The organism is Frondihabitans cladoniiphilus (assembly GCF_039544345.1).
In the GTDB taxonomy this organism is placed as follows: domain Bacteria; phylum Actinomycetota; class Actinomycetes; order Actinomycetales; family Microbacteriaceae; genus Frondihabitans; species Frondihabitans cladoniiphilus.
In genome coordinates this window covers 91,718-107,444 of record NZ_BAABLM010000004.1, presented here as the reverse complement: position 1 = coordinate 107,444, position 15,727 = coordinate 91,718, and the positions used below count along the sequence as shown (strand labels likewise).

Below are 15,727 nucleotides of genomic sequence, written 5' to 3'. Positions count from 1 at the left end.
AGGGGCGTGTCCTGGAGTCGGGCCACCGCGGGCCCACCGCCAATGCCACGCATCGGGCGTCGACTCCAGAAGGTGCGGCCGCGCTCGAACCTGAGCGGCATGTCGTGGAGTCGGGCCGCCGAGGGCCGCGGCAAGCCGACCACCGCCGCCGCGCTCCCGACGTCGACTCCAGAAGGTGCGGCCGCACTCGAACCTGAGCGGCGTGTCCTGGAGTCGCGCACCACCACAACCACCACAACCACCACAACCACCACAACCACCACAACCACCACTACCACCACAACCAGCGACTCAGCGCACGAGCCGCCGCAGCATCACACCCCGCGCAGCCACACCGTCGCGTCGCCCGGCAGTGCCGGCCCGTCGAGGGGCACCGTCGCCAGCAGCTCGTCGGCGATCGGCAGCTCGACCGGCACCGAGCCGGTGTTCGCGATCACGGTGACCTCGCCGTTGCGGAACGCCACGACGTCCGGCCCGTACCCCGTCAGCCACTCGATCTCGCCGGCACCGAGGCGGTACTCGGCCCGGATGGCCAGAGCAAGCCGATAGAGCTCGAGCGTCGACCCGGGCACGCCGATCTGTACGTCGCGGGCGTAGGAGGTCCAGTCGGACGGCTGCGGCAGCCACGACTCGCCGGTGGTGTTGAAACCGAAAGCGGGGGATGCCGACTCCCACGGCAGGGGCACACGGCAGCCGTCGCGCCCGTACCGCTCGCCGTTGGTCCGGAACCATGTCGGGTCCTGGCGCGCGGAGTCCGGCAGGTCGATGGCCTCGGGAAGCCCGAGCTCTTCGCCCTGGTACAGGTACGCCGACCCCGGCAGTGCGAGCATCAGGGCCGAAGCCGCTCGGGCCCGCGCGAGGCCGACCGCACGATCGGGCAGGCCGGGGCTCTTCGGACCGATCCCCGCGCCCTGCGGGTTCTCGGCGGTGAGCGCGAGCCGCGACGCATGACGCACGACGTCGTGGTTCGACAGCACCCAGGTGCTCGGGGCGCCGACGCTCGAGAAGACCTCGATGGAGGCGTCGATCACCCGACGGATCGACGTCGCGGTCCAGCCGCTCTCGAGGTACGAGAAGTTGAACGCCTGCTGCATCTCGTCGGGCCGCACCCAATGCGCGAGCTTCGAAAGCGGCTCCACCCAGGCCTCGGCCACGAGGATCCGCTCGCCCGGATACGACAGCAGCACCTCGTGCCAGCTGCGATAGATCTCGTGCACGCCGTCTTGTGCCCAGTAGGGCGGGGTCTCGGCCTCGCCGAGCCCGCCGCCCATGCTGTTGCCGTCGGCGGGCGGGGTGTAGTCGGGCAGGCCCGGCTTCTTGATCAGGCCGTGCGCGACGTCGACGCGGAACCCGTCGACGCCCCGGTCGAGCCAGAAGCGCAGCACGTCGAGGAACTGCTCACGCACCCACGGGTCGCTCCAGTCGAAGTCGGGCTGCGACGAGTCGAAGAGGTGCAGATACCACTGGCCGGGGGTGCCGTCGGCCTCCGTCACGCGGGTCCACGCCTCGCCGCCGAAGACCGAGGGCCAGTTGTTCGGCGGGAGTTCGCCGTCGACCCCCTGGCCGTCGCGGAAGAGGTAGTGCGAGCGCTCGACCGAACCGGGTCCGGCCGCGAGAGCCGCCTGGAACCACCGGTGCTGAGTCGACGAATGATTCGGAACGAGGTCGACGATCAGCCTGAGCCCCAGCTCGGTCGCTCGCGCCCGGAGCGCGTCGAAGTCGGCGAGCGTGCCGAAGAGCGGGTCGACGTCGCAGTAGTCGGCGACGTCGTAGCCCGCGTCGTTCTGGGGCGACGTGTAGAACGGCGAGAGCCAGACCGCGTCGACGCCGAGATCGGCGAGCGACTGGAGCCGGGACGTGATGCCGGGCAGGTCGCCGATGCCGTCGCCGTCGCTGTCGGCGAACGAGCGCGGGTAGACCTGGTAGATGACGGCCGTGCGCCACCAGTCGTGGCCGGCCTCGGAAGTGGCAGTGAGGGGCTCGGTCTCGGTCGGTGTCGTGGGCGTGTTCGGGTCGAGGGTCTCGTCGAGCGACATGCGCACCACGATACGACAGGCCGGCGACACCCACGGGCTCCCGGCGCCGAAGCGTCGTCCACGACCGAGGGCCGAGAGGGTGGGATGCTCGGGCCGCCCCTCCGGGATCCGTTATCGTATGGGCATCCCAGACGATTGGTCCGCCCTGAACATCCTTCCTGAACTCTTCCCCGACGCGCAGCGGCCGTTCCCGCTCGCGCTCGGTACGAACGTCTTCGGCTGGACCGTCGGTGCACCCACCGCACTCGAGATCCTCGACGTCTTCGCGGCCGACGGCGGGCAGGTCATCGACACGGCCGACGTGTACTCGGCCTGGCTGCCGGGCAACTCGGGCGGCGAGTCCGAGGCCATCATCGGGCGCTGGCTCGCACGCCCCGGCAATCGCGAGCGCGTGATCGTCAGTACGAAGTGCGGCCAGCATCCGGAGGCTCCGGGGCTGTCGCGGACGAGCATCCGCCGGGCGGTCGACGCCTCGCTGCAGCGGCTTCGCACCGATCGCATCGACCTCTACTTCACGCACTTCGACGACGACGAGACGCCCCTCGACGAGACGGTCGGAGCACTGAGCGAGCTCGTCGACGAGGGCAAGATCCTCTACCCGGGCGCCTCGAACTACACCGGAGCGCGCCTCCGCCAGGCTCTGGCGATCGCCGACAGCAACGGTCTGCACCCCTTCGCGGTCGTGCAGGCGGCGTACAACCTCGTGCGCCGCAACGAGTACGAGACCGACGTCGCTCCGATCGTCGACCACTTCGGTCTCGCCGTGCTGCCGCACTCGTCGCTGGCCAGCGGCTTCCTGACGGGCAAGTACCGCGACCTCGGCAGTCGGGGCGACTCGCCCCGCGGCGGCCGGGCCATGAGCTACCTCACCCCGCAGAACCTCGGCACGGTCGAGGTGCTCGTCGAGATCGCCGAGCGGCAGGGCGTCGCTCCCGCGGCCATCGCCGTGGCGTGGCTCGCCTCCCGCGAGAACGTCGTCGGGGCCCTGTCGAGCGCTCGGTCGACCGATCAGCTCGAGAGCCTGCTGTCGGCCGCGAGCGTGGTGCTGACCGACGACGATCTCGCCGCCCTCGACGCGGCCTCCGACGCCGCGTCGGACGCCCCGCAGTACCGCTAGCGCCGCACCGCAGGGCTGTGTCCCCGCAGCGCACTCATCCCAGCGCGATGACGAGCTTCTGCGTGGAGTCCCAGCGGCGGCCCGCCACGAAGGCCCCCTCGAGGTCGGCGGGCCCGAGCAGCGGGAGCGCATCGGCCAGCTGTGCCGGGGAGAGGCCCGAGGCGAGGGTGACGTGAGGGGTCCAGTGTCCGGGACGGGTGTGGGGTGCATCCCATGCTTCTGTGCTCTCTTTCGGGGCATCGGGGCCTGCGTCGCCGACGATCTCGTGAACGACAGCGTGGAGCCGGAGGATGCCCGGGGTGACGACCACGAGACGCGCGAGCACCAGTCCGCGCGGCGGCCGGCCGAAGACGACGAGTCCGCCCAGCCGCGCGGGCAGGGGGAGGTCCGTCAGGGCTCGCCCGAGTTCGGTGTCGTTCGAGTCGTCGAGAGAGGGGCGCGCCAGCAGGGTGACGTGCGGTGCGTTGCTCGCTCCCTGGTGACGCCCCTGGCTCGGCAGCCCGGCGTCGAGGAGCGCCTGCCAGTCGTCGCGCACGCCTCGGTCGGTGGCCGGGTCGAGGAGCAGTTCGAGGCTGTGCACGCCTCAGCCTGGCACTCGCGCGTGGGCCGGGTGCGGGCCGGACGGAGTCTGGATGAAGGCTCCGTGCAGGCACCCACCGTCACGGGACGTCGCGGTCGGAATAGCCCCAGCGTTCGGGTGTTGTCTTGATGCGAACGAAACGGTCCGGAATCTAAGGAGCACACGCATGGCAGACGCACCCCGCACCACCCTCGGCTCGAGCGACCTTCAGGTCTTCCCCCTCAACCTCGGCGGCAACGTCTTCGGCTGGACGGCCGACGAGAAGACGTCGTTCGAGGTCCTTGACGCCTACGTCGCCGCCGGCGGCAACTTCATCGACACCGCCGACGTCTACTCGGCTTGGAATCCCGGCAACTCGGGCGGCGAGTCCGAGACCATCATCGGCAACTGGCTGAAGTCGCGCGGCAACCGTGACGACATCGTCATCGCCACGAAGGTCGGCATGCTGTCGGGCTTCGAAGGAACCTCGCGCGAGACGGTGCGGAAGGCCGTCGACGCATCGCTCACCCGCCTGCAGACCGACCACATCGACCTCTACTACGCGCACCAGGACTTCACCGACCGTCCCGTCGAGGAGGCCGTCGAGGCTCTGAACGAGCAGGTGACGCTCGGCAAGGTCCGTGCCATCGGTGCATCGAACTTCTCCGGCCAGCGCCTGATCGAGGCCCTGCGCTTCTCCGAGTCCGAGAACCTCGCGAAGTACGCCGCGATCCAGAACAAGTACAGCCTCGTCGAGCGTGGCGACGTCGAGGGATCCGAGGGCGGCCCGACCGTCGCCTCGGTGGCGCTCGCCGAGAACGTGGCGGTGCTCCCGTACTCGTCCCTCGCCAGCGGCTTCCTCACCGGCAAGTACCGTGACGGCGTCTCCGTCGACAGCCCCCGCTCGGGCGGTGCTTCGGCGTACCTCGACGACCGTGGCCGTCGCGTGCTGGCCGAACTCGACCGTATCTCGGCCGCTCACGACGCCGCGATCTCGACCGTGGCTCTGGCCTGGTTGCTCGCGCAGCCGTCCGTCGCCGCTCCCATCGCGTCCGCTCGCACCCTCGAGCAGCTGCCCGACCTGCTCGCGGTGGCGACGCTCGAGCTCTCCGTCGACGAGATCGCGGCGCTGTCGGACGCCTCGGCGGTCGTGCCCGCCTGAGCGGCCGTGCCCGCCTGAGCGCTGGGGCGGGGTCCGCTCTCGACGCCACTTTCGGCCCGTGACATCGGTTCTTTCCGGTGTCGCGGGCCGTCTTCCGTGTCGGCGGGCGCTGTCGGTGCGTGCGCGGCTCGTCGCGTCCGGCGTGCATCCCCGTCTCGCCCAGCCGCACCCTCGTCCCGCGGACGCGCACCCTCCTGCCCGCACCGACCCCCGGTCGACGAGGGGGCCGCGGCGGGTTCCGGGGTGCAGGTGGACCCGTGCCGGCACGTGCACCCCTGCAGCGCGCACCCGCACCCCGATCACTCTCGAATTCGGGTCAAGGCAGGGGCCGGAGCGCGGGATGCTCAACCGAACCTGCACGCCCGACACGTGTCCAGACCCACCCCCGCGTTCTGCTACTCTCGTCTGGTGCCATTCGCCGGGTGAAAGCCCGCGCGGCTCTGGTCACGCCCCCTTAGCTCATTGGTAGAGCACTTCCTTGGTAAGGAAGAGGTAGTGGGTCCGATTCCCACAGGGGGCTCGTACCTCCGCACGACCCCGACGACATGCCCCGGCTGTCCGAAGTCCCGAGCGAGAGGCACGTGCCGGCTCGGTCGGCATGCGGCGGGGTAGCTCAGTTGGTTAGAGCACACGGCTCATAATCGTGGTGTCGCGGGTTCGAGTCCCGCCCTCGCTACCAGTGCAGAAGGCTCCGCCCCGGCGGGGCCTTCTGCATTGGTGGCGAACGCGGATCGACAAGCCGCCCGTGGGCCCACGCCGCGCAGTCCGTGGCGTCGCGGAGCCCTGGCGGCGTTTCAGGCCCGGCGGCGGCTCCAGCAGGAGAATCGGCACAGAACGCCGCTCCCACCGCCCCCGTGTGCCGATTCTCCTGACGGAGCGGCGGGCCTTCCTGCAGAACTGCCGGGCAACCCGGGCAACCCGCGCAACCCGGGCAACCCGGGCAACCCGAGCAGCACAAGCGCTCGGCCGGGCCATCAGCGGCGGCTGCGAGTTAACATGACCTATGGAAGCCAGCGCGGGTCAGGGCAACACCATCGGCATCCGCGCGATCGGAACCGCCGTACCGCCGACGGTGATCCGGCAGGAGGCGCTCCGCGACCTGCTGGCAGCGCAACCGCAGCTCGGACGGCTGGGCCGGCGCCTCGTGACCGCGGCATTCGACGCGTCGGCCATCGAGACCCGCCACACGGTGCTCGAGGAGTTCGGCGACGGCAGCCGGCCCGTGCATCCCCCGCTCTACGGTCTTCAGGCGGGTCCCGAGACGAGCACCCCTCCGATCGTCGCCAACCCGGGCACCGGCGCCCGCAACGCCGCCTACGTCGAGCACTCGAAGCCGCTGATCGTCGAGGCCGCCCGTGCCGCCTTCGAGAGTCTGCCGCGCCTCACGCCGGCTGACATCACCCATGTCGTCACCGTCTCGTGCACCGGGTTCTTCGCGCCCGGCCCGGATCAGGTGCTGGTCCGCGAGCTCGGCCTCGACGCCGGGGTCCAGCGCTACCACCTCGGATTCCTCGGCTGCTACGCCGCGTTCCCTGCCCTCCGAGCCGCGAAGCAGTTCTGCGAGGCCGACGCGGAGGCCGTCGTGCTGGTCGTCAGCGTCGAGCTGTGCTCGCTCCACCTGCACGTCAGCGACGACCCCGACACCATCGTCGCGTCGTCCGTGTTCGCCGACGGGGCCGCCGCCGCGATCGTGACCGGCCGCGACTTCAGCGCGAGACAGCGCCAGCAGCCACAGGCGCAGCAGCACCAGCCGACCCGCGAGCACCAGCACCCGCAGCCCACCCCGGAGACCCCCCGAAACCCCCAGGCCGGCAGGATGCTCGCCCTCGACTCCTTCCGCACCGCCCTCCTCCCCGAGGCCGAGACCGAGATGGCCTGGACCATCGGCGACCACGGCTTCGACATGGTGCTCTCGACCTACGTGCCGAAGATCCTCGAGCAGCACGCGGGCGAGGCGATCCGGCCCCTCCTCGACGCCGACCCCGAGCTCGTCGACGTGGAGCCGCGCGACGTCGACCTGTGGGCGATCCACCCAGGCGGCCGGAGCATCCTCGACCGCGTGCAGTCGGCCCTCGACCTCGACGACCGGCAGCTCGACGCCTCCCGCGAGGTGCTCCGCGACTTCGGCAACATGTCGAGCGCCACGGTCCTGTTCGTGCTCAAGCGTCTCCTCGAGGCGACGCCCGAGCCGGCGCGCGAACTCGTCGGAGCCGCACAGGGCCAGGCCCGTGGGATGCACGCCCCCACCCTCGCGGACACCCCCGCCCGCCTCGCCCCGACCTCCGCCCCGACCCCGACCTCCGCCCCGACCCCGCCCGGCGCCCCGGAGACCGCTGACGCCCCGGAGAGCGCCGACGCCCGCCGCGTCTGCGCCATGGCCTTCGGCCCCGGCCTCACCGTCGAGACGGCCCTCCTGACCCTGCGCGACGCATGACCACGACCGTCGCGCGCCGGGCTCCCGGGCCACCCGTCCGCCTCGGCCGCCGCGAGGTCGACGGCCGCGAGCTCATGGACGACCCCGCCTGCGACCTCGCCGCCCTCCGCCGCACCTACGACCACTTCGCGCTCGTCAACCGCCTGGTCTCGGGATGGTCGGCAATCTATCGGCAACGGATCCGGCCCGTCCTCGTCGCGAACACGCGTGCCGGCGCGACGACGACGCTGCTCGACATCGGCTCGGGCGGCGGCGACGTGTCGCGTGCTCTCGCCGCCCGGGCCCGCAGTGACCGTCTCCGGCTCGCCATCACCGCCATCGATCCCGACGGCCGCGCCGACGACTACGCCCGCGCCCAGCCCGACGTCCCGGGGCTCGAGTTCCGCCGGACGGCGAGTCGTGCCCTGGTGGAGGCGGGCGAATCGTTCGACCTCGTAGTGTCGAATCACGTGCTGCATCATCTCGGCCCGGCCGATCTCGAGGGACTCCTCCACGACAGCGAGAGGCTGGCGACCCGCTTGGTGATCCACAACGACATCGCCCGCGGCCGGGTCGCGTACGGGGCCTACGCGGTGGCGACGACGGGCACGTTCCGCGGATCGTTCATCCACCCCGACGGACTGATGTCGATCAGGCGGAGCTACCGGGCGGACGAGTTGGCCGAGGCCGTGACGGCGGCCGGAGCATCCCCCGCCTGGCGCGTCCAGTCGCAGTGGCCGTTCCGACTGCTGGCGACGTGGGATGCCCGCGAGGCGCACCGTGCGTGACGTCGTCGTGGTCGGCGGCGGCCCCGTCGGCGTGTTCCTCGCCACCCTGCTGGCCGAGCGCGGTCTCGACGTGGCGGTGTGGGAGAAGCGGTCGACGGACGCGCGGTTGTCCCGGGCGATCGGGGTGCATCCCCCGTCTCTCGCGGCCTTCGCGGAGATCGGGCTCGCCGACGCCGTGGTCGACGCGGCGGCGCTGGTGCGGCGGGGGATCGCGCGGTCGGGCGGACGGACGCTCGGGCACGTGTCGTTCGCGAAGGTGTCGGAGCGGTTCCCGTTCGTGGCGTCGCTGCCGCAGTTCCAGACCGAACGGATCATCCGCGAGCGGCTCGACGAGCTGGCCCCGGACGCCGTGCAGCGCGGCGTCGAGCTCACGGGCCTCGACGATCTGGACCCCGAGCAGGTGCGGCTGCAGGGGCGCCGCGGGCAGACCGACGTGTTCGAAGTGGCTCGGTTCGTCGTCGGGGCCGACGGGGCTCGGAGTGCCGTCCGCCACCTGCTGGGGATCGCTGCGCCGCTGCGGATGTACCCGGACTCGTTCGTGATGGGAGACTTCCGCGACGACACCGACTACGGCGAGGACGCCGTCGTGCATCTGGAGGACGCCGGCGTCGTCGAGTCGTTCCCGTTGCCCGAGGGGCGCCGGCGCTACGTCGTGCACACGGGCGTCCAGCGCGGCTCCGACCGCACGCCGATCCCGCGGGCGACGCCGGAGACGGTGGCCCTGCTCGTCGCCGAGCGGACCGGCACGGCCGTCGACGCCTTGTCCGGCACGGACGCGAGCGGCTTCGTCACCCGGCGCCGCCTCGCCGACCGCCTGGTGCGGGGGAGGACGATCCTGATCGGCGACGCGGCCCACGAGATCAGTCCGATCGGCGGCCAGGGCATGAACCTCGGCTGGCTCGACGCCCTCGAGCTCGCGCCGATCCTCGTGGCCGGCGCCACCCGTCACCACGCGGACCCCGTGGCCCTCGAGGCGTTCCAGGAGCGTCGGCTGCGCGCTGCCCGGCGAGCCGCCCGCCAGGCCGAGGCGAACATGGCGATGGGGCGCCCGGGCTCCGGCTTCCGCCGTTCAGCCCGCAACACCGGTTTCGGGCTCCTGCTGTCGACACCGGCCCGTGGGATGCTCGCCCGCACCTACGCGATGGCGCAGGCCTGATCCGCCTCTCCCTCCACGGCTCTCGCTTGGTAACTCTCGCTCCGCGCCCCTCCCTCCTCGGCTGGGCGATGCGTGGTCAGACCGTGAGCAGCCGGGTGATGCCGGCCACCGAGGTCGCCAGGTGGTCGGCGAAGGGGGTCGGCTCCGCCTCGCGGGTGGCCCGGAGGTAGGCCAGGTGAAAGGCCTCGGTCGCGACCGCTCCTAGTGCCTCGGCGTCGTCGACGGGAAGCCCGCGAGCCCGGAGACCATCGGCCACGGCCGCCCCCATGGCCGCCATCTTGGTGCGCTCGCGCTCCTGCAGTTCGAGGCTCGACGCGATCAGATCCTGACGGAGGGCCTGCGCCGCGCGGTCGTGGAGGAGGTAGTCGCCGACTTCCGTCAGGGTGCGGAACGCCGCGTCCCGGGCCGACACGTCGTCGCCGTGGGCGGCGATCATCTCGGCGATCTCGGGAGTCTTCTCGCGGGATCCCGCGAAGAGGACCTCGCGCTTGTCGGGGAAGTGGCGGAAGAACGACCGCCGGGTGAGACCGGCCCGTTCGGCGATCTCGCCGATGGTGACGGACTCGTAGCCGCGCTCGCGGAACAGCTCGACGGCCGCGGCGACGAGCCGGGCTCGAGCGTCAGGATTCCAGCGAGGCATGACTCGATCCTAGCGGGACGACACTCTGTGTCATAAGCTGAGCGATGACGACTCACAGTGTCGTCACGACATGCCTAGGAGGCCGCAGTGAGCAGTGAACGAACGAACGAGATCTGGATCCTCGGAGCGACGGGGAACGTCGGCAGGGCCATCGCGGCGCGTCTCGTAGCCGAAGGCGTCACCGGCCTGGTCCTCATCGGTCGGTCGGAGGAGCGGCTCTCGACGACCTTCGCGGACCTCGCCGGATCGGTCACGCTGAAACGACTGGCCTCGTTCGGCGACATGCTGGCCGCCGTCCGGTCCGAGCGGCCCCGCGTGGTCGTCAACCTCATCGGCTCGTACGCGGAGACGGCCGTTCCGCTGGCCGAGGCCTGCATGCCCGGGGGCAGCTACGTCGACCTCTCCATCGACAACAGCACGCTCGCCAGCCTGGTCGACCTCGACCACGACGCCCGAGCGGCCGACAGCATCGTCATCGGCGGCGCGGGCTTCGGCGTCCTCGCGACGGAGGCGCTCGTCGTCCGCCTGTGCGCCGGCAGGCCCACGCCCACGCGGGTGCAGATCGACGCGTTGAGCTCGTACGCCCCCGAGGAGGGCGTCGTGGGGGAGGCCTTCGCCGTGACGTCGGTCGACGTCATGACCATCGGCGGCCGCGTCTACCGGAACGGTGTCCTCACGCCGGTCCCACTCGGGTCCAACCTCCGCACGCACAAGCTGCCCGACGGTACCACCGTCAAGTCGGCCGCCGTTCCGTCCGGCGAGCTGTTCGCCGCCCGCCAGGCCTCCGGTGCACCGAACATCGACTTCACCTCCGCGCTCGCGCCGACGGCGACGCTCATCCGGGCCACGCTTCCGCTCATGTCCCGCCTGCTCAAGCTCCCCTCGATGCGGCGGATGATGATCCGGCAGATGGCGGCGGCCAAGACGAAGAAGGCGCCGCGTCCGCGTCCGTTCTCGTGGGGGCATGCCGTCGTCGACTGGTCCGACGGCACGACGCGCGAAGCCTGGCTCCGGGCCGAGGACGCCATGGACTACACCGCCGACGTGCTGGTGGCCGTCGTGCACCGCTTCCAGGCGGGGACCGCCCCGCGGGGGGCGTTCACCCCGGCCGCCGCGTTCGGCCCGGAGATCGCGACCGAGGCCGGGGCGACGTTCGTCGACGTCGGGGCGGCCGTCGCCTGACTTGGCGGTCGCCCGGCGCGGCGTTCGCCTGGCGCGGCGTTCGCCTGAGAGTGGAGGGCAGGGCGTGGCAGGATGGCCCCGGCGCGCCGCACGGGCGGTGCCCGGAAGGACGAACGATGGCCGAGACGACCTACTCACCGGAACTCCAGTCGATGATCGACCGCGCCGGCAGCATGACGGCCGACGAGGTCGAGGCCCTCGGGCGGCTCTGGAAGAACGACGAGGACATCGCCTTCCCTCCGGCCAGCTTCGCGCTCGGCCTGGTCGGCGAGGTCGCCTACCCCGTCGTCACGAACGAAGAGCTGGTCGACGCCTGGCAGCGCGCTCTCGACGCAGCAGGTGCCGGCGGCCGGGTCGACGAGATCCACGCCGCTCAGGAGGCCGGACGCGCCACGACCCGCGACGTCCGCCACCAGCACGACGACGCTCGCGCGAAGGACGGCGCCGAAGAGGCGGTCCGTTCCGCCGTGCTCGCGACCGGCGTCCGCGACCTCATCTCCGACGACGACTTCCGTGTGCTGACGGCGGCGTGGTCGAAGGTGCTCGGCGCGCCCCAGGCCTGATCGGCCTCCGCCCCGCCTCCACCCCTGGGCGGAACCGGTGAGTGTCCACAGATGGCTGATGCGCGTCGAGTGACATCAGCCATCCGAGAACACTCACCGGCCCGTGACGGGCAGGTGCGTCAGTGCTCGGCGCCGGCGGACACCACGGCGTCGGCCCCCGCCCCGACGGCCAGCGTGGTGGCCAGGGCGATCTCGAGGGCGCACGCGGACTGCTCGACGGACACGACGTCGGCGGCGGGCACGTGCACGAAGCCGCCTCGCGCAGGGGGTCGGCCCGGGCATCCCCCGCTCTCGGGGCCCTGTGAGGCGACGGCGGCGAGCAGGCGCATCGTCTCGTAGAAGACGTGGTTGCAGACGTAGGTGCCGGCGGTCTGTGAGACGGCGACGGGGATGCCCTCCCGACCGACCGCCGCGGTGATGGCCTTGATCGGCAGCGTGGCGAACCAGGCCGCTGGGCCACTCGGGTCGATGGGGCGGTCGATGGGCTGGGCGCCGCCGTTGTCGGGGATCCGAGCGTCGTCGACGTTGATCGCCACCCGCTCGATCGAGATGCTCCGGCGGCCGTCGGCGAGGCCCGCGGCGAGCACGACGTCGGGGGAGTGGTCGGCGACGAGGGTCGCCAGGGCGGCTCCCGCAGCGTCGAATTCGACCGGCAGGATGCTCGTCACCAGGGTCTCGGGTCGATTCCACCTCGACGCCACCAGCTCGACGGCCTGCCCGGACGGGTTCGACTCGGCCCCCGCGAACGGTTCGAAGCCGGTGAGGAGGATGGTCGTCATCGCTCCAGTCTGCACCGCTGCCCGGGAGCGACGAAGCGCACCGCTGCCCGGCGCACCGGCCGTCCGCGGCTACGACGCCAGCCGGGTCCCGCTCAGCACCAGCTCGACCGCGATGACGAGCGAGGCCAGGATCACGAGGCGGAACAGCCAGCGGTCTGCCGGCCGCGTCAGCACCAGCCGGACCCCGACGGCCGCGATCGCCAGAGCCACGACGAAGCCGATGAGGCCCGTGCCGGTCACCCCGGCCTCGCGATCGGCTACGAAGGGCCCCACGAGCACGAGCAGGGCGGCGACCACGAGCGCGCCGAACGCCACGAGCCCGGAGGCCGTCCGGCCGAGACGGTGCGGCAGCCCGCGGACGTCGGTGCTCTCGTCGTCGGCGAGGTCGGGCAGGACGTTCGTGAAGTGGATCGAGACGCCGAAGACGGCGCCGGTGGCGAGAGCCCACGGCGCTGCGGCGACGCCGTGCTGGCCGGCGAGCGTCACCACGTCGGGCAGCAGGCCGAAGCTCACGATGAAAGGGAGCACCGAGACCGCCGTGCGCTTGAGCCCGGCGTTGTAGGCCCAGCCCGATCCGACGAGCACGAAGTGGGCGAGCGCCGCGGCCGGGCCGAGGGCGATCGAGACCGCCATCGACAGGACGAACGTCGACACGGCCGCGCGCTGCACGAGCCGCACGGGCAGCAGGCCCTGGGCGACCGGCTTGTCGGTACGGCCGACGGCGGCGTCGCGGCGAGCGTCGATCCAGTCGTTCGAGAGGCCGATCGAGAGCTGGCCGAGCACCACGGCGACGGCGATGACGAGGATGCGCGCGATCGGGTACCCGAGACCGGTCGCCAGCAGCGCGGCCAGCACGGTCACGGCCAGCGTGGGGCCCGGGTGCGACGACAGCGCCAGATACCTCAGCTTCGTCGGCATCGCACCAGCATAGGGGCGGTGCCGGGCGGGGTTCGGCCGGGATGATGTCCCCTCGCCGTTTGCCCCGGCGAGGGGACACCTTTCGTACTCGGACGACACGGCTCCCCGGATCGGATCAGGATGAGGGGACCGATCGAGATCAGGAGTCGATCTGCGGTGCCATCGGAACGAGTACTCGCGTCGAGTTACCATCCCAGACGTGCGGACGATCGTACGCCGTGTACCCCGCTCTGAGAAGGGGCTTGCCCTGCGGATTCGCCGTCGTTTTCCAAGGTGTCGGCGCCCCGTCCTAGACTGGCCCGCGTGTCCGTGAACCCCGCACTCCTGGGGCGGGTCTTCCCGCCCGTCAGTCCGTACCTGGTCGGTCGCGAAAAGATCCGCGAGTTCGCTCGTGCGACGAGATCGTCCGCCCCGCTCGCGCTCGACCCCGAAGCCGCCCGCGCCGCCGGGTTCCGCGACGTGGTGGCACCGCCGACCTTCGCCATCGTCGTCCAGGAGAAGACGCTCGAGCAGCTCCTCGAATCGCCCGATTCGGGTATCGACTTCGCTCGCGTCGTCCACGGCGACCAGCGCTTCAGCTACACCCGGCCCATCGTCGCCGGCGACGAGCTCACGGCCACGCTCACGGTCACGAGCGTCAAGACCCTCGGCGGGCACTCGATGGTCACAGCGGAGTCGGTTCTGGTCGACGGCGACGGCGAGCACGTCGTCACCGCCGTCTCCACCCTCGTCGTGCGGGGCGACGAATGAGCGCCGCGCTCGAGGTCGGCCAGGTCGTCGCCGACGTCACCGTCACCCTCAGCCGCGACTCCCTCGTCCGCTACGCCGGCGCGTCGGGCGACTTCAACCCGATCCACTACCGCGACGACGTCGCCGCCTCGGTCGGCCTGCCCGGGGTCATCGCGCACGGCATGCTCACCATGGGCACCGCCGTCGCGCCGGTCGTCGACTGGCTCGGCGGCCCCGAGGCGCCCGGCGCCGGCGGCTGGGTCGTCGACTATCAGGCGAAGTTCACCCGGCCCGTCGTCGTCGACCCGACCGACGGCGCCGAAGTCTCCCTCACCGCCACGGTCGCCGAGACCGATCCCGAGGCCAAGACGGCCCGCGTCGACCTCACCGTGAAGTTCGCCGACAAGACGGTCCTGGGCAAGGCCCAGGTGCGGGTGGCCTGGGCGTGACCTCGCTCCGCGACCTGACGACCATGCAGGTCGGGGGCGCTCCCGCGCGCCTCGTCGAGGCCACCACCACCGACGAGCTCCTGGCCGCCGCCCGAGCCGCCTTCGTCGACGACGAGCCCTGGTTCGTGCTCGGCGGCGGCTCCAACACTCTCGCGTCCGACGACGGATTCGACGGCACGGTCCTCCACGTCGCCACACGAGGCATCGAGGCGTGGGAGGCACGTGTCGACCAGGCGGGCGCGTCCAGCCCCGACGCCTCCGTCGACGTCGCGGCAAGTGGCGGGTCCGGCGGCGGTACCGGCCGCATCGGCCTGCGCGTCGCTGCCGGCGAGCCGTGGGACGCGTTGGTCGCCCACACCGTCGCCCAAGGCTGGTCGGGGCTCGAAGCGCTGAGCGGCATCCCCGGTTCCACGGGCGCCTCGCCCGTCCAGAACATCGGCGCCTACGGGCAGGAGGTCGCGACGACCCTCGTCAGCGTGGACTTCCTCGACGCCGAGACGCTCGAGTTCGTGCGGATCCCCGCCGCCAACCTCGAACTCGGCTACCGGACCAGCGTCTTCAAGGCCACCGCCGAAGGCCCCGGCCGCCGGGGCGTGATCACCGCCGTCGAGTTCGCTCTGACCGACGACGAAGGGCTCAGCGACCCGATCGCGTTCCCGCAGCTCGCGACCGCGCTGGGCGTCCCCCTCGGCTCTCGGGTGCCGGTGGCCGAGGTGCGCGACCGGGTGCTGGCGCTCCGGGCGTCGAAGGGCATGGTCCTCGACGCGTCCGATCGCGACACGTTCTCGTGCGGCTCGTTCTTCACGAACCCGATCGTGCCTCGTTCCGCACTCGAGGGCGTGCCCGCCGACGCCCCGCGCTGGGAGACGACGCCCGAGGCCCACGACGTCGCGGTGCCCCTCGGCGAGCAGCCCGCGCCGCCGCCGCCCGTCGTCCTCGGCGACGTCAAGCTCAGCGCCGCCTGGCTGATCGAGCACGCGGGCATCGCACGCGGTTTCCACCTGCCCGGGTCGGGTGCCGCAGTATCGAGCAAGCACACGCTGGCGCTGACCAACCGCGGCGGGGCCACCGCCGAGGAGGTCGCGCAACTCGCCCGCTTCGTGCAGAGTCGCGTCGTCGCGGAGTTCGGCGTCGTGCTGCAGCCCGAGCCGGTGCTGTTGGGGCTCGCGCTGTAGTCGAGGCGTAGCAGGACCGATCCAGCTCTCGTCGAGGCGTAGCAGCACGGAGAGGGGCGCA

15 protein-coding genes and 2 tRNA genes are annotated in these 15,727 nt (G+C 71.8%); 12 read left to right on the top strand and 5 right to left on the bottom strand.

Translation table 11 applies throughout. From position 1 onward, the window contains the following. Positions 1-314: 314 nt before the first annotated feature. Positions 315-2,036 carry a glycoside hydrolase family 13 protein gene (locus ABEA39_RS11445; RefSeq protein ID WP_345376007.1) on the bottom strand — a complete coding sequence of 574 codons (1,722 nt, stop codon included), beginning with the start codon at positions 2,034-2,036 and terminating at the stop codon, positions 315-317. Between the two features lie 118 nt (positions 2,037-2,154). On the opposite strand from ABEA39_RS11445, the gene ABEA39_RS11440 reads away from it, so the two are divergent. Then, positions 2,155-3,153: an aldo/keto reductase gene (locus ABEA39_RS11440; protein ID WP_345376005.1), complete on the top strand. Its 999-nt coding sequence runs from the start codon at positions 2,155-2,157 to the stop codon at positions 3,151-3,153. Positions 3,154-3,187: 34 nt separating this feature from the next. Here the strand turns inward: ABEA39_RS11440 and ABEA39_RS11435 are convergent, their stop codons facing one another. Beyond that, positions 3,188-3,733 (bottom strand): 2'-5' RNA ligase family protein, encoded by a 546-nt coding sequence (locus ABEA39_RS11435; protein WP_345376004.1) that lies wholly within the window; start codon positions 3,731-3,733, stop codon positions 3,188-3,190. Between the two features lie 166 nt (positions 3,734-3,899). On the opposite strand from ABEA39_RS11435, the gene ABEA39_RS11430 reads away from it, so the two are divergent. The 6 genes from ABEA39_RS11430 to ABEA39_RS11405 all read left to right on the top strand — a co-directional run bounded on the left by ABEA39_RS11430 (position 3,900) and on the right by ABEA39_RS11405 (position 9,231). Further along, positions 3,900-4,874, top strand: a complete 975-nt coding sequence (locus ABEA39_RS11430) for an aldo/keto reductase (protein ID WP_345376003.1) — start codon at positions 3,900-3,902, stop codon at positions 4,872-4,874. A gap of 448 nt (positions 4,875-5,322) precedes the next feature. Beyond that, a tRNA-Thr gene (locus ABEA39_RS11425) sits at positions 5,323-5,394 on the top strand. An 82-nt stretch (positions 5,395-5,476) separates the two neighbouring features. Then, positions 5,477-5,553: transfer RNA gene (locus ABEA39_RS11420), tRNA-Met, on the top strand. Positions 5,554-5,877: 324 nt separating this feature from the next. Then, positions 5,878-7,308: a type III polyketide synthase gene (locus ABEA39_RS11415; RefSeq protein ID WP_345376002.1), complete on the top strand. Its 1,431-nt coding sequence runs from the start codon at positions 5,878-5,880 to the stop codon at positions 7,306-7,308. Next, positions 7,305-8,075 carry a methyltransferase domain-containing protein gene (locus tag ABEA39_RS11410; RefSeq protein WP_345376001.1) on the top strand — a complete coding sequence of 257 codons (771 nt, stop codon included), beginning with the start codon at positions 7,305-7,307 and terminating at the stop codon, positions 8,073-8,075. Before ABEA39_RS11415 ends, ABEA39_RS11410 begins: the two co-directional genes overlap by 4 nt. Further along, positions 8,068-9,231, top strand: a complete 1,164-nt coding sequence (locus ABEA39_RS11405) for an FAD-dependent oxidoreductase (RefSeq protein WP_345376000.1) — start codon at positions 8,068-8,070, stop codon at positions 9,229-9,231. Before ABEA39_RS11410 ends, ABEA39_RS11405 begins: the two co-directional genes overlap by 8 nt. A gap of 76 nt (positions 9,232-9,307) precedes the next feature. On the opposite strand, the gene ABEA39_RS11400 is transcribed toward ABEA39_RS11405, so the two are convergent. Beyond that, the gene (locus tag ABEA39_RS11400) at positions 9,308-9,871 is read right to left on the bottom strand and encodes a TetR/AcrR family transcriptional regulator (RefSeq protein ID WP_345375999.1); all 564 of its coding nucleotides are present in this window, start codon (positions 9,869-9,871) and stop codon (positions 9,308-9,310) included. Between the two features lie 87 nt (positions 9,872-9,958). On the opposite strand from ABEA39_RS11400, the gene ABEA39_RS11395 reads away from it, so the two are divergent. Next, complete coding sequence (locus ABEA39_RS11395) at positions 9,959-11,053, top strand: saccharopine dehydrogenase family protein (RefSeq protein ID WP_345375998.1); 1,095 nt, start codon at positions 9,959-9,961, stop codon at positions 11,051-11,053. A gap of 116 nt (positions 11,054-11,169) precedes the next feature. Then, on the top strand, positions 11,170-11,616 hold the full coding sequence (locus tag ABEA39_RS11390) for a hypothetical protein (RefSeq protein ID WP_345375997.1): 447 nt from the start codon (positions 11,170-11,172) through the stop codon (positions 11,614-11,616). A 119-nt stretch (positions 11,617-11,735) separates the two neighbouring features. On the opposite strand, the gene ABEA39_RS11385 is transcribed toward ABEA39_RS11390, so the two are convergent. Both ABEA39_RS11385 and ABEA39_RS11380 read right to left on the bottom strand, forming a co-directional pair. Further along, the gene (locus tag ABEA39_RS11385) at positions 11,736-12,395 is read right to left on the bottom strand and encodes a pyroglutamyl-peptidase I (RefSeq protein ID WP_345375996.1); all 660 of its coding nucleotides are present in this window, start codon (positions 12,393-12,395) and stop codon (positions 11,736-11,738) included. Between the two features lie 69 nt (positions 12,396-12,464). Next, on the bottom strand, positions 12,465-13,313 hold the full coding sequence (locus tag ABEA39_RS11380; protein WP_345375995.1) for a UbiA family prenyltransferase: 849 nt from the start codon (positions 13,311-13,313) through the stop codon (positions 12,465-12,467). A gap of 303 nt (positions 13,314-13,616) precedes the next feature. On the opposite strand from ABEA39_RS11380, the gene ABEA39_RS11375 reads away from it, so the two are divergent. Genes ABEA39_RS11375 through ABEA39_RS11365 form a run of 3 tightly spaced genes read left to right on the top strand, consistent with a single transcriptional unit; the run spans position 13,617 to position 15,666 of the window. Continuing rightward, on the top strand, positions 13,617-14,063 hold the full coding sequence (locus ABEA39_RS11375) for a MaoC family dehydratase N-terminal domain-containing protein (protein WP_345375994.1): 447 nt from the start codon (positions 13,617-13,619) through the stop codon (positions 14,061-14,063). Further along, complete coding sequence (locus ABEA39_RS11370; RefSeq protein ID WP_345375993.1) at positions 14,060-14,491, top strand: MaoC/PaaZ C-terminal domain-containing protein; 432 nt, start codon at positions 14,060-14,062, stop codon at positions 14,489-14,491. Before ABEA39_RS11375 ends, ABEA39_RS11370 begins: the two co-directional genes overlap by 4 nt. Continuing rightward, on the top strand, positions 14,482-15,666 hold the full coding sequence (locus ABEA39_RS11365; protein WP_425556968.1) for a UDP-N-acetylmuramate dehydrogenase: 1,185 nt from the start codon (positions 14,482-14,484) through the stop codon (positions 15,664-15,666). The genes ABEA39_RS11370 and ABEA39_RS11365 overlap by 10 nt, the downstream gene beginning before the upstream one ends. Positions 15,667-15,727 lie beyond the last annotated feature (61 nt).